Origin of the sequence: Synechococcus sp. HK01-R (genome assembly GCF_014217855.1) — a bacterium.
Taxonomy (GTDB): Bacteria; Cyanobacteriota; Cyanobacteriia; order PCC-6307; family Cyanobiaceae; genus Synechococcus_C.
The window spans coordinates 2,340,221-2,360,839 of sequence record NZ_CP059059.1; the positions used below are offsets into that span (position 1 = coordinate 2,340,221).

Annotated in this window: 24 protein-coding genes and 1 tRNA gene; 4 read left to right on the forward strand and 21 right to left on the reverse strand. The window is 61.3% G+C overall.

What is annotated here, in order from left to right:
• Window positions 1-9: 9 nt before the first annotated feature.
• From H0O21_RS13710 to ftsH, 11 genes are all read right to left on the reverse strand, one after another.
• Window positions 10-348 (reverse strand): DUF4326 domain-containing protein, encoded by a 339-nt coding sequence (locus H0O21_RS13710; RefSeq protein ID WP_185189878.1) that lies wholly within the window; start codon window positions 346-348, stop codon window positions 10-12.
• A complete protein-coding gene (locus H0O21_RS12575; protein ID WP_185189879.1) occupies window positions 342-1,760 on the reverse strand; it encodes an AAA family ATPase in 1,419 nt (472 codons plus the stop codon). The genes H0O21_RS13710 and H0O21_RS12575 overlap by 7 nt, the downstream gene beginning before the upstream one ends.
• Window positions 1,750-2,169: a hypothetical protein gene (locus H0O21_RS12580; RefSeq protein ID WP_185189880.1), complete on the reverse strand. Its 420-nt coding sequence runs from the start codon at window positions 2,167-2,169 to the stop codon at window positions 1,750-1,752. The genes H0O21_RS12575 and H0O21_RS12580 overlap by 11 nt, the downstream gene beginning before the upstream one ends.
• 362 nt (window positions 2,170-2,531) lie before the next feature.
• Window positions 2,532-2,780 (reverse strand): hypothetical protein, encoded by a 249-nt coding sequence (locus tag H0O21_RS12585; protein ID WP_185189881.1) that lies wholly within the window; start codon window positions 2,778-2,780, stop codon window positions 2,532-2,534.
• The gene (locus H0O21_RS12590) at window positions 2,777-3,184 is read right to left on the reverse strand and encodes a hypothetical protein (RefSeq protein ID WP_185189882.1); all 408 of its coding nucleotides are present in this window, start codon (window positions 3,182-3,184) and stop codon (window positions 2,777-2,779) included. Before H0O21_RS12590 ends, H0O21_RS12585 begins: the two co-directional genes overlap by 4 nt.
• Window positions 3,184-3,498 carry a hypothetical protein gene (locus H0O21_RS12595; RefSeq protein ID WP_185189883.1) on the reverse strand — a complete coding sequence of 105 codons (315 nt, stop codon included), beginning with the start codon at window positions 3,496-3,498 and terminating at the stop codon, window positions 3,184-3,186. Before H0O21_RS12595 ends, H0O21_RS12590 begins: the two co-directional genes overlap by 1 nt.
• A gap of 195 nt (window positions 3,499-3,693) precedes the next feature.
• Window positions 3,694-4,983: a site-specific integrase gene (locus H0O21_RS12600; protein ID WP_185189884.1), complete on the reverse strand. Its 1,290-nt coding sequence runs from the start codon at window positions 4,981-4,983 to the stop codon at window positions 3,694-3,696.
• A 189-nt stretch (window positions 4,984-5,172) separates the two neighbouring features.
• A tRNA-Ala gene (locus H0O21_RS12605) sits at window positions 5,173-5,245 on the reverse strand.
• 92 nt (window positions 5,246-5,337) lie between these two features.
• Window positions 5,338-5,961 (reverse strand): transcriptional repressor LexA, encoded by a 624-nt coding sequence (lexA, locus tag H0O21_RS12610; protein ID WP_131456284.1) that lies wholly within the window; start codon window positions 5,959-5,961, stop codon window positions 5,338-5,340.
• A 70-nt stretch (window positions 5,962-6,031) separates the two neighbouring features.
• Complete coding sequence (gene argF / locus H0O21_RS12615) at window positions 6,032-6,988, reverse strand: ornithine carbamoyltransferase (protein WP_131595561.1); 957 nt, start codon at window positions 6,986-6,988, stop codon at window positions 6,032-6,034.
• A 52-nt stretch (window positions 6,989-7,040) separates the two neighbouring features.
• Entirely contained in the window at window positions 7,041-8,921 is a 1,881-nt protein-coding gene (gene ftsH / locus H0O21_RS12620) for an ATP-dependent zinc metalloprotease FtsH (RefSeq protein ID WP_131456280.1), read from the reverse strand.
• A gap of 84 nt (window positions 8,922-9,005) precedes the next feature.
• On the opposite strand from ftsH, the gene H0O21_RS12625 reads away from it, so the two are divergent.
• Window positions 9,006-9,749, forward strand: coding sequence for a potassium channel family protein (locus tag H0O21_RS12625; RefSeq protein ID WP_185189885.1), 744 nt, complete (start codon window positions 9,006-9,008; stop codon window positions 9,747-9,749).
• Here the strand turns inward: H0O21_RS12625 and ribD are convergent.
• The 7 genes from ribD to H0O21_RS12660 all read right to left on the reverse strand — a co-directional run bounded on the left by ribD (window position 9,736) and on the right by H0O21_RS12660 (window position 15,871).
• Entirely contained in the window at window positions 9,736-10,863 is a 1,128-nt protein-coding gene (gene ribD / locus H0O21_RS12630) for a bifunctional diaminohydroxyphosphoribosylaminopyrimidine deaminase/5-amino-6-(5-phosphoribosylamino)uracil reductase RibD (protein WP_185189886.1), read from the reverse strand. The two genes, H0O21_RS12625 and ribD, sit on opposite strands and share 14 nt — an antisense overlap.
• Window positions 10,860-11,360, reverse strand: a complete 501-nt coding sequence (locus H0O21_RS12635) for a DUF3122 domain-containing protein (protein WP_185191039.1) — start codon at window positions 11,358-11,360, stop codon at window positions 10,860-10,862. Before H0O21_RS12635 ends, ribD begins: the two co-directional genes overlap by 4 nt.
• A gap of 39 nt (window positions 11,361-11,399) precedes the next feature.
• Complete coding sequence (locus H0O21_RS12640) at window positions 11,400-13,898, reverse strand: GH116 family glycosyl hydrolase (protein ID WP_185189887.1); 2,499 nt, start codon at window positions 13,896-13,898, stop codon at window positions 11,400-11,402.
• A 56-nt stretch (window positions 13,899-13,954) separates the two neighbouring features.
• Window positions 13,955-14,215: a DUF3764 family protein gene (locus tag H0O21_RS12645; protein WP_131456548.1), complete on the reverse strand. Its 261-nt coding sequence runs from the start codon at window positions 14,213-14,215 to the stop codon at window positions 13,955-13,957.
• Window positions 14,216-14,278: 63 nt separating this feature from the next.
• Window positions 14,279-14,545: a hypothetical protein gene (locus H0O21_RS12650; protein ID WP_131456273.1), complete on the reverse strand. Its 267-nt coding sequence runs from the start codon at window positions 14,543-14,545 to the stop codon at window positions 14,279-14,281.
• 4 nt (window positions 14,546-14,549) lie between these two features.
• Window positions 14,550-14,819 (reverse strand): hypothetical protein, encoded by a 270-nt coding sequence (locus H0O21_RS12655; protein ID WP_131456271.1) that lies wholly within the window; start codon window positions 14,817-14,819, stop codon window positions 14,550-14,552.
• 14 nt (window positions 14,820-14,833) lie between these two features.
• Window positions 14,834-15,871, reverse strand: coding sequence for a sulfotransferase (locus H0O21_RS12660; RefSeq protein ID WP_255441033.1), 1,038 nt, complete (start codon window positions 15,869-15,871; stop codon window positions 14,834-14,836).
• Between the two features lie 134 nt (window positions 15,872-16,005).
• Here H0O21_RS12660 and H0O21_RS12665 point away from each other — a divergent pair, with 134 nt between their 5' ends.
• Genes H0O21_RS12665 through H0O21_RS12675 form a run of 3 tightly spaced genes read left to right on the forward strand, consistent with a single transcriptional unit; the run spans window position 16,006 to window position 18,465 of the window.
• Window positions 16,006-17,010 (forward strand): AraC family transcriptional regulator, encoded by a 1,005-nt coding sequence (locus tag H0O21_RS12665; RefSeq protein ID WP_185189889.1) that lies wholly within the window; start codon window positions 16,006-16,008, stop codon window positions 17,008-17,010.
• Window positions 17,011-17,023: 13 nt separating this feature from the next.
• Window positions 17,024-18,307 carry a precorrin-6y C5,15-methyltransferase (decarboxylating) subunit CbiE gene (cbiE, locus tag H0O21_RS12670; protein ID WP_185189890.1) on the forward strand — a complete coding sequence of 428 codons (1,284 nt, stop codon included), beginning with the start codon at window positions 17,024-17,026 and terminating at the stop codon, window positions 18,305-18,307.
• Entirely contained in the window at window positions 18,304-18,465 is a 162-nt protein-coding gene (locus tag H0O21_RS12675; protein ID WP_185191046.1) for a hypothetical protein, read from the forward strand. Before cbiE ends, H0O21_RS12675 begins: the two co-directional genes overlap by 4 nt.
• A 42-nt stretch (window positions 18,466-18,507) precedes the next feature.
• On the opposite strand, the gene H0O21_RS12680 is transcribed toward H0O21_RS12675, so the two are convergent.
• From H0O21_RS12680 to H0O21_RS12690, 3 genes are read right to left on the reverse strand one after another with little or no spacing between them, the layout of a single operon-like run.
• Window positions 18,508-18,966: a DUF192 domain-containing protein gene (locus H0O21_RS12680; protein WP_185189891.1), complete on the reverse strand. Its 459-nt coding sequence runs from the start codon at window positions 18,964-18,966 to the stop codon at window positions 18,508-18,510.
• A 2-nt stretch (window positions 18,967-18,968) separates the two neighbouring features.
• Window positions 18,969-19,655, reverse strand: coding sequence for a winged helix-turn-helix domain-containing protein (locus H0O21_RS12685; protein ID WP_370318296.1), 687 nt, complete (start codon window positions 19,653-19,655; stop codon window positions 18,969-18,971).
• A complete protein-coding gene (locus H0O21_RS12690; RefSeq protein ID WP_131456544.1) occupies window positions 19,652-20,560 on the reverse strand; it encodes an NAD(+) kinase in 909 nt (302 codons plus the stop codon). Before H0O21_RS12690 ends, H0O21_RS12685 begins: the two co-directional genes overlap by 4 nt.
• Window positions 20,561-20,619: the final 59 nt, after the last annotated feature.

Consider the following 20,619-nt stretch of genomic DNA (forward strand, 5'->3'; position numbering starts at 1 on the left):
CTAGGCTGCTCAGTTGCTGCAATGAGACTGAGCACATTGACCTTCTGCTACTCGGGCAGAGGGTTGATTCGCCACCTCCAGCCAGACATCTGCATGACAGGGTTGATCCAATGGGCAGGTGCAGCCCAGATCAAAGCCAGCAAGCTCGCGCCTTGCCAGTGCCACCAACTCAGGATGATGGTGTAGGTGTTCGCGGAACATCGCCACAGCCTGCAAGGCATCGGCAGCCTCAATGCCGACCCTAAACGGATTTCCCCATCGAGATGGCCGCGTAACCCTTTTGCTGTTCGGCGGGTTGGGTTGGAAGTAGTTGCCAATTCTGAAGCGGTTGGGATTTCGGCTCACCATTCGTCGCCGTCCTCCATCTCGTAGGGGAGTCTCTCTTGGATGGGAAGGGAATTGCTGACATCCCAGTCCAGCAAAGGGGTTTGGTTCGTTCCCGATCGTATTCCCGTGGAGATCTCGGGATTCCCACCTGCAGGGCCTGGGAACTGGCCGGGAAGTCGCCACTCCCCTTGCGCTGCAGTGCTTTTACGTAAATTCCTTCCTTCTTCTTCAAGAGCTTTATTAGGAGAAAGCCTCTGAAGCTCACCTGGAGCAAGCGCGTAACAACCCGGCTTGGGCTTGACAACCCGCCTTGGCGTCATCTTCCCGAGTGTGTTGTCTACGGTCTTAGCAGTTTTGCCATGCGCTGCAAACACCTCATCAGCTAACCCTTTGCGGCTGAGGTGTCGCACACCTCGCTGATGTGCATCCCAGAGGATCTGAATAATCGCGTCCTCGCAGGTGCCCACCTTCGCGGTCCCATATGCCAGGTCGTAACCCCCATCCTCTCGGTTCAGGCTGAAGGTCAGCTTCCTTCGCGGATCCACTACGGCAGCGCGGTCCTTTTTGAATTCCGCAGTAACGCCTGTAAACCGCCCATCGGGATCCGTCGCTGGCATCAGGTGAACAACCATGGATGGCTCTTCCTGCCAAGCTTTCGCACCGCTCGCAGAACCCTTTACAAAGCCGTCATGACTTAGAAAGGTGATATTGCAACCGGTTGGCTGGCAAACGATCTCCCGCAGATAGGAAAGCATCGCTTTAACACTTTCGTTACTGGCGTAGCTCCAGCCTGCACGAGAGCTAACCGATTTGGCGCTGTCAATAACGACAAAATCAATCAGCTTGGCTTGGATGAACTGCTGCAGCCTGATCACGCCATTGATGCTGGCATCCCATGCCTGATGACCTTGACCAGGCTCGTGGCCCCACACCCAGATTCGTTGATCAGGGTGCCCAGGCTTGAAAACAGGGTCAAGAGGGTCAATTGCCAGATCCTCCAATGCTTTCTTGAAGGTGGCATTACCTCCATCGGTTGCAATGAACAGCGCTCGGCCAGGTCGTTCTGGTGGACTTTCACGATCCAGCAGATTCCTGCCATTTGCAAGAGCGTATGCAATGGCCGCGAGCAGGGATGTTTTGCCGGTTCCTGCTGCCCCATAGAACAGGCTTACATCACCCCTTGGGATCCAGCCATCCAGCAGGTAAGTGAGTTGCTCCACGTGCGCCAGATCAACGGAATCATGTTGTGCATTTGACTTGACCAATGTCCCTTGGCTTAAGAGTCGAAACAACCTGCCGTTGATTTGTTCATCGGTAAGGCGGAAGCAAGTTTTCAATTCTGATCGATGCTCCATCTCCGCATCTTCGTCGCCGGATGTGATTGCATCAAGCGTGGCCCTGACAAGCTCGTTGTAGGTAAGTTCAGAAGACATTGTCTTTCCCTCCCATGTTCAACACTTCGCCTAGACAATTCCTTCTGAACAAATTGGCATCAGCTTGCTGATAGCCCAGTGTCTTGAGCTTGAGCTGCACCGCTTTGGCGTATCGCCGCCAAGATTGATCGGAACTCGCCAGGGAGTTCAGCTTTACCAGCAGTTGCGGTCCCTGCTGGTATGCAGTGTCAATAGCGCGGAAGTAGTGCTTCAGCTCATCTGGGGTGCAATGAATGAATTCAGGACACCGCATTGCCTCCCGATAGAAAGCGAGGAATTGCAGAAGATCAGATCGTGCGATCAGCTTCAGTGAGCGTCGCCTGCGAATACGTCTCGAAGGCCCACTGCCTCGCTTAGTTGGCTTTGGGCGATGTAGCTGGAATTGATGGGCTGCGCCGTCGTAGCCCACTCCAGTTCGAGTCAACGCCCAGTCAGTGCCATGGATGCTGACAACGTCTCCGATTTGGAGGTGTTCTGGTGGGCTGAACCGCGAACCGAGGTGGCAAAGGATGAGCTCATCATTAAATCGGCAGTCTCCATCGCTATTGCGCCCGCATATTGGGCACGGCATGCGCTTGGACGATCGAGTCAACATGCCGCCCACCCGAGACAATCTGGCGCATGCTTTGGCGCATCGCCGAGATAGCACCTGGCCCTACTCCCAGTCCAATCGCTAGACCTCAAGGAATCAACCCGCTGCAGGTGCAGCAGAGGGTCAGCTAAGCTTGGGCAACCACCCCCAAGGCTCGCGCTTACTGCGTGGGCCATTTTTTATGCCTCCTGCAGCTCGCGCAGGACGGCTTCAGCCTTACGAGCCATCATTCCGCGATGATGGAAAGCCTTCCTGACAGCATCAACATTCCAAAGGATTGCAGCGCTGCGAGAGGAACCGAGCATGTAATCCTCACCACCGACTAGAAAGCCACCGTGAGAATCACGGCAGCGCTTCAGGTGGTTCTGACTGCAGCCGATCGCCACAGCAGCCTGAGGCGTTGGTAGCCACTGTTGAGAGGTGCTCATTTGGCTACCTCCTGGGTAAGAGTCAGTTGATGGGCATTTCCTCCCCCTGGGCGGTAGCAAGGAGGCCGCATGTCAGAAACAGCTAGCCCAATGTGATCGCTCACCCATTGGTTGATGGGGTGAACTCTGCGGGCGCTGTAGCTTTCCGCCCTGCCGCCCACCTGCCAAGTGATGACTTTGTCATCAGCAAAGTCCGGGTCTTCCCATTCCTTGTAGTCGTAAATCATCACCGGGCCGTAGGCGGTGCGAAATGCCCATGTGTAGAGGGTTTGCCTCCCCATCGATGAGGGTATGTCGGCGTTGCAGATAGTCGGCTCACCTAAGCGGCTTGCCAAGTAAGCCTTCGATGACTCGAACTGCCCGATCAGGCTTGTGCCCATAAAAGGGGTGTAGTCGAAAAACATCAGCCCACCTCCTCAAGCTCAAAGCCTTCGAGGTCAGAGCATTTGACGACTGGCTTGGTTGCCTTCAGACCAAAAATAGGATCGTTCGGCAGATCAACTTTTGCGCGAGTGCTCAGTGTTTGTTTAATGCCCTCAGCCAGCTCATCTTCAACAAAGCAACCGATAATCCATTGGGCTTGGTTTGCCCAGCTCTCTTCAGGGTCTAGGTAGTCCTTGGTTAACTGCTTCCATTTCACCTCTGTGGCTTGAACGGAGAGTTGGACTTCGAGATTGAAATTGAGATGTGCCGTGATGACTTTTGTGTTCGCAGACATTGAGTTGGTTCGCTTGAAACGACAAGCGCACCATGCGGACGGTTCGCAAAAACGGCGCCACCCTCTTAATCCCTATGCCGCCCTGTTATCCGTCAAACTCACTGCAAACACCGCGAAGGCAAAATCAGATAAATAAGTTACTCTTAATTGTTATGACTTTATTCATAAGTGCACCCAGGGGGGCGCAATGTGCACCTAGGCAGCCACAGAGTGAACCCCTTGGTTGTATCGATCGACCGCAGCCTCAAGGCTGGCCTCATCAGTCCATTGCCCGTAGTGCTTCAGATGGGTGGCAACGTTGTGCCCCATCAGGGCTGCAGCGATCCTTGGGTGCATGGGGTTAGCGCTGCAGCAGTGTGCCCTCCACGCATACCCATGCCGCAGTGAATAAGGGGTGATCCCTGCGCATCGCGCCACCAATGCCTGCCATGGCTTGTAGCGCTCCAGTTTCTGGCGGAAGTCAGCTCCAACGTCCTGGAACTTGCCCTTCTTCTCCACCAGGGCGATCTGAGTGCGGATCGACTTAGGCAGCTTCACTAGCCCACTGGCATAGAGCTGCAGCAGGCGCTCACCCTCACCCTCACGACCTGCAATATCAATGGGCTTCACCAGCCGGGCTGGTTTGGCTTTGCTGCCCAAATTGCTGCTGTTGCGCTTCACGTTGCCCACATAAGCCTTGCCATCACGCACTTGGAGCACAGCCAGCTCAGCAGGTCTTAGACCGAACAGACCCACCAGCCCAACCGCCAGCCGCAGCTCATGCTCGCCATCGGCCTCCAACTGATCCAGCAGGGCTGCAAGATCCTCTGGCATGACCGGCGGCGTCAGGTGATCGGCGGCTGAAGTCTCGGCTGAACCAATCAACTCATTGATCTTCGCTTTGCTCGGTGGGTAAAACCTTGTCGGCGCTCCGCACTCATCGACCGCATAGGTGAGAAAGCGAGCCACGTCGAGCAGGTTGCGCTTCCGGCCTACGCCACCAGCAGGGCAGCTCTCAAAGAACTTGTTGGCATAGGTACGCATCAAGGAAGCACCATCCCGAGGCGCCGGTTTGCTCTGCAAAGCCTGCAGCGTTCGCTCCACCCTTGCGGTTAGATCTCGGAGTGTCGAGCTGCGTCTGCCGTTTTGAGACTTCAGGAATCGAGCGGCAACCTCCGGCCAACCCGCAAAGCCTTCCTGCGTTGCAACAGGGCCTGACAGCAACTCAGTGTTGAGCTTGTGCGCATCCTGCAGGCTGAGGTTGCGATCCTCCATCAGGCTGCGCAGTTGGCCAACGGTGGCGAGGATCGCGGTGGCGTTGGTGGCCTTCCACTCCAGAGGCATCACCACGCTGGAGCGAGTGCGATCCTCCCAAATCCTTGTGAGCTGGCACCGTCCGATCGGGTTACGGCTGCTGGCCCCAATCTCCCGCACGCTCCAACCCTTGCCGTGCTGCTGGCGAAGCTGCAGCCGCAGGAGGTCGAACCATTGCTGACGGGGTGCCATGCGCCAAACGTGCGCCAAATGCGCCAGAGGAGGGCAGAAAACCAGCTAAGAAGCGGGATCTGTGTCCCCACCATCATGCGCCAAACCATGCGCCAAACAAGGGCAAGTGGGTGTGTGTGGGTGCACCTGACCCTCTGCAGGTCTTGCGCCAGAACCTCAAAACCCCTGTCTCTGACTGGGTTTTGTCAATGGAGCCAAGGAGACTCGAACTCCTGACCCCCTGCATGCCATGCAGGTGCTCTACCAGCTGAGCTATGGCCCCAAAAACGTCGGTTGAGCCCTTGGGCCTGTGCCGTCGTCGTGTCGAAGCTTACACCGCCGCAGGCCAGATCCCGTGGCCCAGAGGCGCGATGCTCAGACTTGGCGCCAGACCGCCATGAGCTTGCCCTGCACTTGCACCTGATCGGCTGGCAGCTCAATCGGCTCATAGGCGGCATTCGCCGCCTCGAGACGCACCGTGCCGCCATCACGATGAAAATGCTTGAGGGTGGTGCCGCTACCAGGCACCAAGGCGCTCACGATCGTCCCCTGCCGCAACCTGCCGGGATCGGTCACGGGCTCCATCAGCACGACATCACCGTCGGCGATGTGCGCCTCGACCATCGAATCGCCATTCACCGTGAGGGCAAACAGCCCGCGGGTTTCCAGCAGCGGCGCCAGGTCGAGTCGCTCCTGCACATCATCGAAGGTTTCCACTAACCCACCGGCCGCCACGGCCCCCAGCACAGGAATACCGGAGGCAATGCCTCCGAGCAGTTGCAGTGTGCGCGCCTGACCCTCCTGCCAGGTGATCCATCCCTTCTGCTGCAAATGACGCAGGCGACTCTGCACAGGAGCGGGAGATCGCAACCCCATGGCCTGCATCATCTGGCGAATGGAGGGGCTGTGATGGTGACTGCCGATGTAATCAGCGAGCCAGTCGTAAAGCTCCTGCTGAGCAGATGTGAGGGGCTCGGGGGATCCAGCGGGCACCGGCAAGACAAATGGTCGTCAATACATTTGTACCGGTGCCCTGGTGGTTTGACAAGCCCCTCGAGGGATCAAGGGCTCAGAGGCCGCCCATCAAAGCCACCAGCAACGCTTGCTGCGCATGCAGGCGATTTTCCGCCTGATCAAAGATGCGGCTCGCCTCACCCTCCATCACCCCAGCGCTGATCTCTTCACCGCGGTGAGCAGGCAAGCAATGAAGCACGATCGCGCGGGCATCCGCCTCCGCCAGCAAGTCTTCATTGAGACAGAAGCCCTGGAAGGCGCGCTCCCGTTCCGCCTGTTCTTGTTCCTGCCCCATGGACGCCCACACATCGGTGTAAAGCGCCTGAGCTCCGCGAACCGCAGCGACGGGATCGCTGGTGACGCTGATCTCCGCACCATCCACCGCCAGCGCCCTGGCCTGGTCAAGCACACCAGGCAGCGGCTCGAACCCCTCAGGGCAACCGATCCGCACGTTCACGCCCAGGAGCGCACCACAGAGCATCAGTGAATGGGCCACATTGTTGCCATCGCCCACATAGGCGAGGGTCTGTCCTTTCAGATCGCCAAAGGCTTCCTGCATGGTGAGGAAATCCGCCAGGGCTTGGCAGGGATGCTCCAGATCGGTGAGCGCATTGATCACCGGAATCGAAGCCCAATAGGCGTAATCCACCAACTCCTGCTGAGCGAAGGTGCGGATCGCCAGCACATCGCAGAAGCGGCTGAGCACCCGCGCCGTGTCTTCCAACGGTTCGCCGCGGCCCAGCTGCGTCACCTGGGGATTGAGATCCACTGTCTGGCCGCCAAGGCGGGCCATCGCCACTTGAAAACTCACCCGCGTGCGGGTGGAGGCCTTGGTGAAGATCAGCCCCAGCACCCGGTTGCCTAGGTCAATACGACGGTCACCAGTCTTGAGCTGAAGAGCCAGCTGAAGAAGGGCTGCGGTCTGCTCGGCCGTCGCATCGGCCGACGAGAGGAAGTCACGGCCGCTCAGGGGCGAGAGAACAGAGGCGACACCCTGAGCGGAGGCAACCATGACTGGGTTTCAAAGGAGCTTTATCGGGGATCAGAGCCCCTTTCGTCAAGTGTCAGGCGCTAGCCGCAGCGGATTCAGGCAACACGCTGGCGGCCAGCATCTCCTTGAGCTCGTCGCCCTCGATCACCTCTTTTTCGAGGATCTTCTGGGCAATGGTCTCGAGCAGGGCCATGTTCTGGCGCAGGATCGCCAGGGCGGTGTCGTGGGCGTTGTCCACGAGGGCCCGCACTTCCTTATCGATGGCCTGGGCGGTGGCATCACTCACCGTGCGGCGTGGATTGTTGCCGCCGCCGAGGAAGCGACCACCACCCTGCTTGTCGTAGGCCAGAGGGCCGAGGGTGTCACTCATGCCATAGGTGCCGACCATTTGTTCGGCAATGTCAGTGGCGCGCTGCAGATCGTTGGCTGCACCCGTGGTGATCTTGCCAAAGACAATTTCCTCTGCTGAACGCCCTCCCAGCAGAGTGGCGATCTGGCCCTCGAGATCTTCGCGGGAATTGAGGAAGCGCTCTTCGGTCGGGAGCTGCAGGGTGTAGCCCAGGGCGCTCATCCCGCGGGGCACGATCGAGATCTTGGCCACCTTGCTGCCTCCAGGCATCAGGTGACCGACGATCGCGTGACCCACTTCGTGATACGCCACCACCTTCTTCTCATCGGCCTGAAGCACACGGCTCTTCTTCTCAAGGCCGGCCACCACGCGCTCGATCGCCTCGCCGAGATCCTCCTGCTCCACCTTGGTGCGCTTGGCACGGGCCGCCAGCAGTGCCGCCTCATTCACCAGGTTGGCAAGGTCGGCGCCGGCAAAACCACTGGTGGCCTGGGCAATGCCATCGAGATCCACCCCATCAGCGAGCTTCACTTTTTTGGCGTAAATCTCAAGAATCGTCTTGCGTCCAGACAGATCCGGACGATCCACCAAGACCTGCCGATCGAAGCGGCCAGGACGCAGCAGAGCGGCATCGAGCACTTCGGGCTGGTTCGTGGCCGCCAGCACGATCACGGGCTTGTCCTTGGAGGCAAAGCCGTCCATTTCAGTGAGCAGCTGGTTGAGGGTCTGCTCGCGTTCGTCATTACCGCCGACCACACCCATCGAACCGGAACGGCTCTTACCGATGGCATCGAGCTCGTCGATGAAGATGATGCAGGGCGCGTTTTTCTTGGCCTGCTCGAACAGATCGCGGACCCGGGCGGCACCGGCACCCACGAACAGCTCGACGAATTCCGAGCCACTGATGATGAAGAAGGGAACACCTGCTTCACCGGCGACAGCCTTGGATAGAAGGGTCTTGCCTGTACCCGGAGGACCCACCAACAGCACACCCTTGGGAATGCGAGCGCCGATCTCGGCGTAACGCTCTGGAGTCTTGAGGAAATCAACGATCTCGGTCAGTTCGTCCTTGGCCTCATCAACACCAGCCACATCGTTGAAGGTCACCCGGGATTGCTCATCGGGCACATACACCTTGGCCTTGCTCTTGGTGAAGTTCAGGGCACCTTGGGCACCACCGCCACCCATGGAACGGCGGGCGAAGAACTGAAGCACCAGGATGAAGATCAGCGGTGGGACCACCCAGCTGAGGATCGTGGTGAAGATATTGGGCTTCTTGGGTGGAGCGGCTGCGAACTCGACCCCGTTGCTCTCCAGGCGCTGGGGCAGATCCATGTCGAAGATCGGCGTGGTGGCCAGCACTGCCGGAGCACCCTCCTCGGGGTTGGCCAACTCGTAGCGAATCTGATCCTGGGTGATGAACGCGCGTTTCACGGCACCGTCATTCACCTGATCAATGAACAGGGAGTACGGCACGCGGGGCACCTGCATACCGGGATTAGGAATGAAGCTGCTGAACAGCAACAGCACCCCAAAACCGATCAACACAAGGTTGATGATCCCGAAGCGCCGGTTGGGTCGGTTGTCGTCCTCGCGGATCGGCATGAGACAGGTTCCGTCTAGGGCACCAAACTAAGGCCGTCATTTCATGCCTGGTCGCCCTGAGAGGGGGGAGAACCGAACGAGACGATGCCTTCAGCTCGAGCCCTGAGACGTCGGGAACTGATCTATGAGCTGCTGCTCAGCCTCTGTTTACTCGTGCTGGTGAGCTTCGCCTTTCCGCAGCTGTCATGGCTGGGCACGATCGGCTATTCGCTGATCGCCTTGCTGCTCACCCAGCTGGTGATGATTCGCAAGCCGCGTCTGAGCCGTTGGGATCGGCTTTACCGCCTGCTCGGGGTGATTGCCCTTGCCGCCCAGTGGATCTGGGTGATCACCCCTTTGCGGATGGTGAACACAGGCGTACCGCTGGTGCTCAGCTGGAGCTTGCTGGTGGGCTGGAGCGTGGTGCGCCTCGTCGACCGCCTCTCCCAGGAGAAGCGCGTCACCGTCGGGATGTTGATGGGTGCCGCTGCTGGCTATCTGCTGCTGGGGCTGACCTCAGGCCTGGTGATGAGTGCGGTCGAAACGATCCAGCCAGGCAGCTTCGAGCCCCTGGATCTACCGACTGACTCGTCCCTTGGTGGTGATCTGAGCGTGCTGATGACACCCGGCATCTTCGCCAAGATCAATTACTTCGCCTTCGTGTGCCTCACGACCGTGGGCTTCGGTGATATCAACCCGATGCTGCCCCTGTCGCGAATGCTTTCGGTCACCACCAGCATCGCGGGCCCCCTCTATCTCGCGGTGGTGATGGGGGTGCTGATCAGTCGCTACACCGGCGATGTGGAGGAACGGGACGAGAGCTCGGAGAACGACCTCAGCGATCTGTAGGAAGCAGCGCCTGGAGCAGCCAGTCAGCCGCCAGGGAGCTGTGGCGAATCTGCTGAAGGGACATCACCTGATCCATCGCCGTGAAACCCAGCTCGCCGAGGGGGGTGCAGGCCGCCGCGCCACCCATCAACTTGGGGGCAACGACCACCGCCAGCTCCTGCACGCAGCCCTGCTGCAACGCAGCAGCGGCCAGGGCAGGGCCGCACTCCCAGAGCACCCGGTTGCAGCCACGGCCCGCCAACACCTCCAGGAGTTGTTGAGGCTCGCAGTGTTGCAAGGCCGTGAGCGTCACGCCGGCCATGCCAAGGGCATCCAGCCGTTGGGCGCGCTCGCGGTCGGCTCCGTCGCTAGCGACTCCATGGGCCACCAGGGTGGGAGCGACGGATTGATCCCAAAGCTGGGCCTGATCGGGCAAATCAAGACTGCGGCTCAGCACCACCCGCAAGGGCTCAGGCTGGCGCAGTCCGCGGCTCGTGAGCAGTGGGTTATCCCCCCGCACGGTGCCGCCCCCCACGATCACGGCATCACACTGGGCCCGCAAACGATGCACCCAGCTGCGTGCGCTGGGACCACTGATCCACTGGCTGGCGCCATTGGGCAAGGCCGTGCGGCCATCGAGGCTCATGGCCCACTTGAGAAGGCCCCAGGGGCGTCCGGTCTGCACGCGGTGCACGAAGGCCCGGTTCTGGTGGGCAGCGTCGACCTCCAACACTCCAGAGAGCACCTCCACTCCGGCATCGCGCAGCCGTTGCAAACCTCCGCCGGAAACACGAGGATCGGGATCGGTCAGCGCCACCACCACTCGAGCGATCCCTGCCTTAATCACGGCGTCGGTGCAGGGCGGAGTGCGGCCGTGATGGCAGCAGGGCTCGAGGGTGACCACCAGCGTGCCGCCCTTCGCGCGCTCTCCGGCCTGGGCCAAGGCCCCCACTTCGGCATGGGGTTCACCAGCCCGGGCATGAAACCCCTCCCCCACCAACGTGCCGGAGGCATCGAGCACCACGGCGCCCACCAGGGGATTGGGGCTGGTGTGGCCATCGGCCAAGGCCGCCAGCTGCAAGGCCCGGCGCATCCAGGGAATCCAGCGCTGATCAGAGTCAGCGACCGCCCTCATGACCCAAGAGGCTCCGTCTGCACCTCACGCCATTCACCCACCACATAGGGGGGGACGGGCATTTCGGTGAACACACCGGGAAGGAACAAACGCAGCGGGCGGTTGTTGCTGAGATCATTGAGCAGGGGATCGAGGGCGAACTCGGCTGCCGCCTCCCGGCCATCACTGGCCAGAACAGGATTCTCAAGGGTGATGTCGTCGAGCTGCCACTCCTTCACACCGGCCTGCACGAGCAGGGGGGCGGGATGCTCGAGGCGCAATTTGCCGGGATAACCCACAATCCTCAGCACCACAGGATTGCCAGGGGTTCCGGTGCGATAGGCCACCGCCTGCCAGCTCTGGTAATCGAGATCGCGCAGGCTTTCGAGGCTGCGCAGCATTGGTGCCCCGTTCTCATCCTGGTGTTCGTGCACCTGCGCGATCGCCACCCCAGGGGTGACGAGCAGCAGCAACACAGCAGCCAACAGTGAAACCAGTAAACGGCGCAGCAGATGCATCAGACCCGGGGGTGCTGCTGCCATCATCGGTGCTGAACTTCAGGACCGATGAGCACCAGGAATCTGCTGCCAATCGGTATGGGTCGCCCACAGGCCCCAGATCGCCATCGCCCGCAGGTAGTGGCAAGCCCGGAAGGTGTTCACCGCTGTGATCGCCTCAGGCGTGCGGAACTGCAGACCCCCGCTGTACACCTGCTCCACCACCGCTGAGCAGATCGCTTCCGCGGTTTGGCCTTCGCCCATCAGGCGGTAATAGCTGGCAATGCCGAAGTTGATGCCTGTCCACACCTCCAAGGGGTGGGTGCCATTGGGATCCAGGGGTGTGCCATCGCGGCGCAGGCCATTGGCCACCCCGAGGCTGCCGCCCTGGAACTTCTCAAAGCAGCTCTCCTTCACGGCCTTGAGCGTGCTGCGGCTGTTGGCCTCACTCACCACCGGCTCCAGCCCCAGCAGGCGCGCATAGAAATCACCACAGAGCTGATCGGCCATCACCACCGGCGTGCCGCTCTCGGCATCAATGTCGTAGTACTCCCCGTTCCACAGCAAACGATCGAAGTTGCTGCGCGACTGCTCAAGCCAACCGCTGAACTCACGCTGCTCCGCCGACGTATCCACACCGGTTGCGAGCTGCAAGGTCTGGCCAATCGCCAGGGCCGCCTCTAAGGCCGCAATCCAGAGCGCACCGCAGTAAGCACTCACCCCTTGGAGCGGCCAGTCATCGAAGGTTTGATCCGGCGCACCACCGTTATCAGGCAGACCGTCGTTGTTGGCATCAAACGTTTTCAGATAGCGCAGCGCTTCCACCGCCGATGGCCAGCACTCGGCCAGAAAGTTGATGTCTTCACCGCTCGGGGCCAACTTGAACGTGCGCCAGACCTGCAGCACGTAATCGCTGGCCAGGTCTTTCCAGAGATTGCAATCCTGATAGGCGGTGTAGTTGGTCGCATCCCACGGACATTCATTCGGTGCCCCCAAATCGTGGGGGGTCGCCCCTTTCACCTTGCGGTCAGCCTCCACCCGGCCCTTGCCCTGGGTGAAATACCAGCCGATCGGCCGCTGGGTGGCATCCGCCGCTGGAATCGCCCGAGCAAAACTGCGCAGCACCGCCTTATCGAGTTCCGGCCAGAGCTGCAGCAGCGCTAGGGAGCCATACAGACGCACATCGAGACTTTCGTACCAGGCGTAATCGAGGCACTCGAGCACTCCGAAACGACCGTGGGGATCCTCAGGCGTTGCCGCACTCCAGAGGCTTCCGCCACTGCAGAGGTCATAAAGCTCGTTGAACAGAGCCATACGCAAGGGCTCCGGCAGATCGCTGCGGTCCAACACCGGCTGCTGCCAGGCCTCGATCTGCTGCTTCCACTGCGACCAATCCCGCAGCGCTTCGGCAGCCACCGCCGCCGCCTGGTTGCCTTCAGCGCCAAAGAAATCGGTGTAGCGGCGCAGGGCACTGCTTCCTGTCGCAAAGGCCGTGACCGGCAGATCCCAGCTGATCACCACCGGAATCTCGATGCTTTGGCCCGGCGCCAACTGACACTGCACCGCGAGGGCCGCGCTGACCGGATCGTTCTGTCCGCTGCGGCGATCGTTGTTGCTCTCGGGAATGGTGCCGTCGGCACTGAAATGGCTCCACAGCTCATTGCCATCGCCGTGGGGATTCCAGCGACTGCAACGCTGAATCGTCACCCCTGGCTGATCAGACGTGGCAATGCACCATTGCCCCTCACCTTCGGCGATCGGAGTGGAGACGTTGCCCTCCAGCACGACTCCTTTCAGGTCGCCGTCATCGACCCAACGGTTGCGCTGCCCATCGGTGATGCCGATCGCCGGTGCGTAGTTGTGCTCAGGGCTGCCGTCGTCCCGGAAGTGCACCTCAGCTGAAGCATCGGTGTTGGTAAACCAACCGGTGGTGTTGCGCCAGCTCAACAACAACGACAGATCCAGCGGCTTGGTGGTGGGGTTGCGCAAGGTCCACACGAACACAGCCACCGGGTAGCTGGTGCGCTGATAATCCCCCGGCACGATGGGGCTGAAGGCTTCGCAGCGCACCTCGGCGTCATACACGCCCTCGTAACTGGTCCAGCTCAGGGGGTAGCGGGCGGCATAGGTCCCGGTGCTGCGCTCGGGCGTGCTGGCGGGATACCAATCCCACGCCGCTAGGGGCTCGCCGCCACCAACACGGGAAGCATCTGCCTCCGGTTTGACTGCCAGCGCATGGGCCCTCGTGCTGCTGCCGTTGCTTTCAAACAGGGCGAACTGGCAATCGGGCAGCACACCGAACCAGTGTTCTCCGCCATCGAGGTGCCAGAGGTTGATCGTTCCATCGGGTGCCCGGCCGATGCAACCAGCACCAAAGCCCCCCAAGGGCATGCCGTGGTTGGGGCCATCGTCGAGGTTGCTGGCATAGCGGACCGTGTAGGGGTTGGTCCAGCCCAGGCCAAACGGCCGGCTCCAGCTCGCCTGGGGCGGCTGCCAACGCTTGGCTTGCTTGCGACGGCCCAGCAGCGAACGCAGAGCAGAAAGTCCGAGCGGGGCCATGGAGAGGCAGAAAGTCGCCCCAGCCTGCCAGAGCTGAGGCGACAAGCCAGAGGGGCTCAGATGAACACTTGGCTCACCGTGCTCTCCAGAACATGGCCCGAGGAAGCGACCAGCTCAGCGTGATCACTGATAAACGCTTCCATTACCCCGGGCTCGGCCTGCATCACAGCACAAACCTTGGTGGGATCCTCTTTGCTCACGCCCCGATACAAGGAGGTAATGCCAGCCGCTGCCTGCAATGGCTTCGAGGCGTCATAGGTCGCCACCCATTCAGCAAAGCTCTTGTTAATCGTGAACGTGAGCACGTGGGTTTCGATCATCAGCGAATGCCTGAGCGCATGAAGCGCGCGGAACTTATCACTGATTGTCAGAAGGGTCGGTCAGAAGCCATCGTTCACCTCTGAGCCAGCGGTGGTTTCCGCATCGAGCAAAGCATCGAAGGTCACCGCCGTTCGCACCAGAGCCTGATAGCGCTGCAGAACCCGGCGATTGCGATCCAACCAGCGGGCGGCATCCGCAGGGGCCTCCCCACTCAAGCTGGTGCTGATGCCGGCAGGTCCCTCGGCATCCATCAGTTCAAGATCCGACTGCTGCGCAATCAGCGCCAGCAGGAGCTCATGCAAGCGTTCACGACGATCCCTTGCCATGCGCTCAGTCCTGGGGATGACGACAGTTCAGTCTTTCGTAGTCAGCTCGAAGCTCCCGGTAGCCGCTGGTCTGTCGCGTCAACATCTGGCTGGCCTGCTCCGCCCGCGCTGGATTCTTCCCTGAAGCCTGGGACTCCGCAATCAGGGCGCGGTTGCGCGCCATCGAGGCCCCCATGGACTGCATCAATCGGCGGATCTGCGTGCAGTCGTTGAAAGCAAGCGCCGGCGACCCTGCCGCGAGGGCAAACAGCAGTGGGGCCAAAAACAGACGCATCGCGTCGGAGCCGATCAACAGGGCGTCAACGTACCTCCAAGCAGCGCCTGCAGGTGTTGCTCGGCCGCAGGGTCCAGCTGCACGGGCTGGGCCCGGTAGGTTCGGGCCTGCTCAACCCGCTGGGCAATCGCCGGGCCCGCTGTTGACCAGTCGCCAAGGCGAAGGTCTCCGTAGAGCTGCTCCAGCGTCTGCAGTGGTGCTGTGATCAGATCGTTGTAGGCGATCTCCACGAGGTGGCCCTCAGGAATCAGTGAGCGATGGGCTTCAAAAGCCTCCAGCAATTGCTCGTGAGCCCAGACGGTCTCCTCCACCTGGCGGATGACATCCGGTGGCGATTGCAGTCCCACCAGATCGGCAAGCAACTGCTTCACCTGCACCAAGGAACGGATCGAGTCGATCGGCTCCCTCCGCAACAGCACGAAACGGGCACGCGGGAACAGGCGCAGCAACATGGGCACCCGGGCCATGTGGGCGGAATTCTTGATCACCAGATGGCTCTTGCCCGCACCGTCGTGCAGCCAGGTGAGACGGGTAAACCACAACAGCGTCGACGCCAACGACCGTCCCTCCGCAAGCACGCTATGGCGAAAGTGGCGGAGATAATCGCGAGGGAATGCCATCCCCGCCATGTTCGTGTCCATGGTCAGGCGAGCGAGGCCAATCTCATCCTCCTGAGGATCATCGGCAGACCAAGGCACAGCATCAATCGGGCGGTGCGCACTCATCAGCTTCTTAAGCAATGGTCGGATCAGCGGCTTAAGCAGCAGCGCCACCTGGGGAGCCATGGTGAGGCTGTTGCGGGCAGTCGCTGCCGCTGGATCAGCAGCCAACAACTGATGCAGATACGTGGTGGCACTGCGCCAGTGACCGACCACGATCACCGGATCATCCGGGCAGTCAACACCGCGCCATCGAATGCAAAGCCAGAGGTCCTGACACCAGGCCAGGGGCTCCACCAGCAGACCGCTGCAACTGAGAGCCAACGCCAGCGGCAGCCGCCGTCGCTCAAGACGACCGCGGCGTAAAGCCTGCAAGAGGGTGGAGGGACGCAAAAACCCGGCAGCTACAAGGCGATCCAGGCTTCTGGCTCTCAGCATTGTGAGAAATCGTCCATCGCCGACTATTCCTAACGAACATGGCCGGTAACTTGCAATCAATGCATTAGTTGGAATTGACGGCGGCGCTAGTGCAAACCAGCTCCTTTCCTTGCCTGGTTTCCCCCGGCCCGAAAGCGTCTGACCTGAGTTGGAGCACACCGTTCCGAAGCGCCACCGAACTCACCCAATCACTCGCTCGCCTCGGCAAAGACTTCAACGCCCTCCAGCTCAGTCAGGGCCAGCTGCAGGGCCGCATCTCGGTGGTCCACCTGCTGGGTATCAGCCTGCTGGAGATCCAGACCAACCAGCTGTTACTGCTCAACGGTGAGAGGGGAGACGACTGCACGGCTTTCGCTCTGGAGTCGAGTAACACCATCGACGACCACAAGGTTCATGGCAAACCCATCAATCCCAACTCCCTCCATGGGTTCAAAAGTGGATTGAATGAATCGTTCTTCTCGCTCACCGCTGGATCAACCTCTTACATGGTGGTGACCTCAACCACGCGCTTCCATCGCTACCTGATGCACTGCGGCCAGGAGCACTTGGTGGAGCTCCTGGGGCGGTGCAATGGCGTCACGCTGAATCAAGACCACCACCGGGCCCTCTGCCGGATCATCGCGACCCTGTTCAACGACCCCACAACAACAGCAGCCGATCGCCAGCTGAACAGCTCATTGCTGCAAACCTGCCTGCTCAATGGCCTGGTCGAATCACAAGCTGATGAGTACGTCACCCATCAGCCAAAGGCACGTCATGATCTGATTCGGGAACTCGTGCATTGGGGCTTCCAGAACGGCCACCAACCCCTGAACCTCGATGATGTGAGCCGTGCGCTCTACACCTCGCGCCGCACGCTGATCCTGGGGTCCAAAGAGAGCACCGGCATGGGTCCGATGGAGCTGCTGCGATCGATCCGCCTCGAGCAGGTGAACTGGATGCTGCGCTCTCCAGCCACACGAGCGGCATCGAAGCTTCATTCCATCAGCGAGGTCGCTCAACACTTTGGCTTCCGCAGCCGCGGAAACTTTGCGGCCATCTACCGCCAGCATTTTGAGGAGTCACCACGGGACACTCTTCTGGCGGCCGCCTGATCACAATGACCTCATGATCGAGGTCATCGGCACCGATGCCGGCGCACCCGCCACCCTGGCGGCGCCGCAGCAGCAACTGCTTCGTGAAGCTGCGTTGATCGCCGCACCCCGGCGTCTGCACCCAGCACTCACCCGTTGGCTGGGGAGTGAGCACAACGCGGAGTTGATCGCGAGCGATGCGCCGCTCAGCCTCTGCGACACCCTGCAGCAGCAATCGAACCAAGTCTGTTCTGTCGTGCTGGCCAGTGGCGATCCGCTCTGGTTCGGCATCGGCCGCACCCTGATCGAACGTCTGGGGCCGACGCAGCTTCGTTTCCATCCAGCCCCGTCATCCCTCCAACTGGCCTTCGCCCGGTTTGGGCGTCCCTGGCAGGACGCCCAGTGGCTCAGCCTGCATGGGCGTGACCCGATGGCGCTAACGCAGCGGCTGCAGCAACGACCCAAGGCCTTAGCGGTCCTGACCGACCCCAGTCGCGGGGGCGTCGATGAGGTGAGAGGAGTCCTGCACAGCAGCGGCTTGGAAGCGGCCTATGCGCTCTGGCTGTTCGAAGCACTGGGGCACCCCGAGGAGCGTGTGCGCCAGCTCGACCCCACGGATCTCACCCCCTCTGATCTCCATCCTCTGCACTTGGTGGTGTTGCTGGCGGGCGAGGCTCCTGCCCCGGAGCCAGAGGCCTTACCCCTCTTTGGCCTAGATGACGGCGTGTTCCTGCAACACGACGACCGCCCTGGGCTGATGACCAAACGGGAAGTGCGCATCCAGCTGCTGGCCGAGCTGGAGCTGCCGGCGACAGGGGTGCTTTGGGACCTTGGAGCCGGCACCGGCAGTGTTGGCCTGGAGGCGCTGCGCTTACAGCCAGGCCTCCAGCTCTTAGCGATCGAACGGCGGGGGGGCGGGGCGCACCTGATCAAAGCCAATGCCGAGCGCCTGGGGGTGCAAGCAGCGGCCGTGCTGGAAGCTGATGCCCTGTCCATCATCCAGAGCGGCGATGGTTCCGGCGCTGACCTTCCGGAGAGCTTGCAACGCCCCGACCGGGTGCTAGTTGGTGGTGGAGGCAAGGATCGTGCCGCCCTACTCAATGCAGTGCTGCAGCGACTGAACCCCGGCGGCGTGGTCGTGATCCCCCTGGCCACCCTCGAAGCCCTGGCGGATCTGCGAGCACTCCTGGAGCGCGCAGACCTGAAGGTGAGGGTGAGTCAGCACCAAGCCTGGCGTGGTCAGCCCCTGAGCGATGGCACCCGGCTGGCGCCGATGAATCCTGTGCTGGTGCTCAAAGGAAGCCTTCCAGGGCCTTGAGCAGCAGAATCGAAACCAAGCCCGCAGCGATCGCCATGCCTCTCCAGAAAGACCGTCAGGTGTCCCCCCTGCGCATGAAGATCACCCTGTTGATCGCTGGCTTCGGGCCGCTGGTGGCCATCGGCCTGTTTCTGCAATCCAAAGGCTTCTTTGGCTGAAGCCAAAGCGAACGCCAAGACTAGGCAAACGGCACGATTTCGTTACGGCAATGACACGTTCTCGTGACCAATGTCGTCGATGGCCACGGGATCACCGACCTTGATTCCCAGGCGCGCCGCCTCACCCGCACCGATCTCCACCACCCCATCGGCGAAATCAGCGCGGCCGTTGCCATCCGCATCCGCCCAGTAGGACGGGCAAGGTTGAGCCCGACAGATCGGCACGTTGCTCTGAATCGCCAGCACCCGCCCGCGACGTACAAACACCATGTCGAGCGGGGCGATGGTGTTGAACATCCAGAAGCGCAGGGGCTGAGACGGCACGAACGGGAACCACATGCCCCGCAAGGGGGGCAGGGCCGGGCGCTGCATCAGACCGAGGCGCTGCTCCTGGGGTTCATCAGCCACCTCGAGCAGCACACAGGCCTCGCGGCGATCGGCTACGCACCAGCGTGCCTCGAGGGGCAGCTGCTGCGGTGGAAGCGGAGGAGCACCCTCCACGCTCAGGGGCGCTCCATCTGAGGCATGCCGTCATTAAGGCAGTAGCCGCGGCCGCGGATCGTATGGATCAGTCGCTTTTCCCCACCCTCTTCAAGCTTCTGGCGCAGGTAGCGCACATACACCTCGATCACGTTGCTCGCCGTGCCCTGATCGTCGTTCCAGACCTCTCTCAAAATCTGCTCGCGGCTGAGCACCTCGCCGCGGTGGGCCAGCAACAGCAACAGCAGCGAATACTCCCGCGCTGTGAGCGCCACAGGTCGACGGCCACGGCGCACCTGACGACAGGTCGGCTCCACGGTCAGATCAGCCACCTGGAGCAGGGTGGGCTGGTGACCGTTGCGCTCCTGAATCCGCAGATGCAGGCGCAGTCGCTGCAGAAGATCGCTGGTGCCGAGCGAGGAAAGCCAGAAGTCGTCCGCCCCTGCGGAGAGGCAGATTTCGCGGGCCTCCACGCTGTCGTTCTCTACATCAAGGAGAATCGGCATCGATCCAAACCGGGAGCGCAGGTCAGCAACGCGAGCCGACTGATCGGAAGCCAACACAGCCGCCAGAGGAGATTCGCCATCGGCTGGAAGCGCGGCGGCCATCCCAGCCGACCAGTCGAGGGGGCGGTACCCAGACGCCTCGAGTCGGGCCGCCAGGGCCACAGCCCCCTCTCCAACCAACAGCACCGGAGCGTTCATCGTCATGGCCGATCGGGCTTGGCGACATGGGGCAACCCCCATCCCAGTTTGTTGCGCAGCACCTGAAAAAACTCATGGTCTGACAGGCGCACAAAGCGCACCGGATGCTCGCTGCGACGAATCAGCACCCGATCTTCCGGCCACACATAGCAACCGGCACTGCCGTCCACCACCATCATCAAGCGCTCTGGGGTGGCGGGAAACACGGTGACCGGCTCGCGGTCACTGAACACAAGGGCGCGGGATGCCAGGGAATGGGGGGCAATGGGAGTCAACTGCAGCACCGGGCAGTCGGGTGTGATCACAGGCCCCCCTGCGCTGAGGGCATAGGCCGTCGAGCCTGTGGGCGTCGAAAGAATCACCCCATCGGCGGAGATGTCCACCGGCGCGTGGCGCCCGATCGCGATCTCGAAGTGACACATGCTCGTGAGCGGCTCGCGGTGCAGCGCCATCTCGTTAAGGCAGAGGGCCTCCCAGCGACGCTGCTCACCGCGCATCACACTCACCACCAAACTGGCGCGCTCCTCGATCGTCCATTGCTCGGTGAGCACCTGTTCCAGGGCCCGGTCGAGATCATCGAGATAGGCCTCTGCCAGGAAGCCGAGGTGGCCGGTGTTGATCGTGAGAATCGGCACGCCCACAGGGGCGGTTTGGCGAGCCGCCGAAAGCACAGTGCCGTCACCGCCCAGCACGATCGCCAGGGCCATGCTCGGCTCAAAGCCCTCAGGCACACAAGCGTTGTAGCCCAGCAGGCGCAGATGCTGATCAGGGTTGGCGAAGCCGACCATGCCGCCGGAGCTGCTGGCACGCACCACCTCATGGCCGCAGCGCTCCAGCCTGGCCTGGATGGTCTGGGCCGTCTCAACGGCCAATGGCTTGCCGTCATTCACGATCAGTCCGACCCGGGGCACCGACCGCATCCACGCAACAGCTCCGCCACTTTATGAGAAGTGGAGCCTCCCTGGCTTAA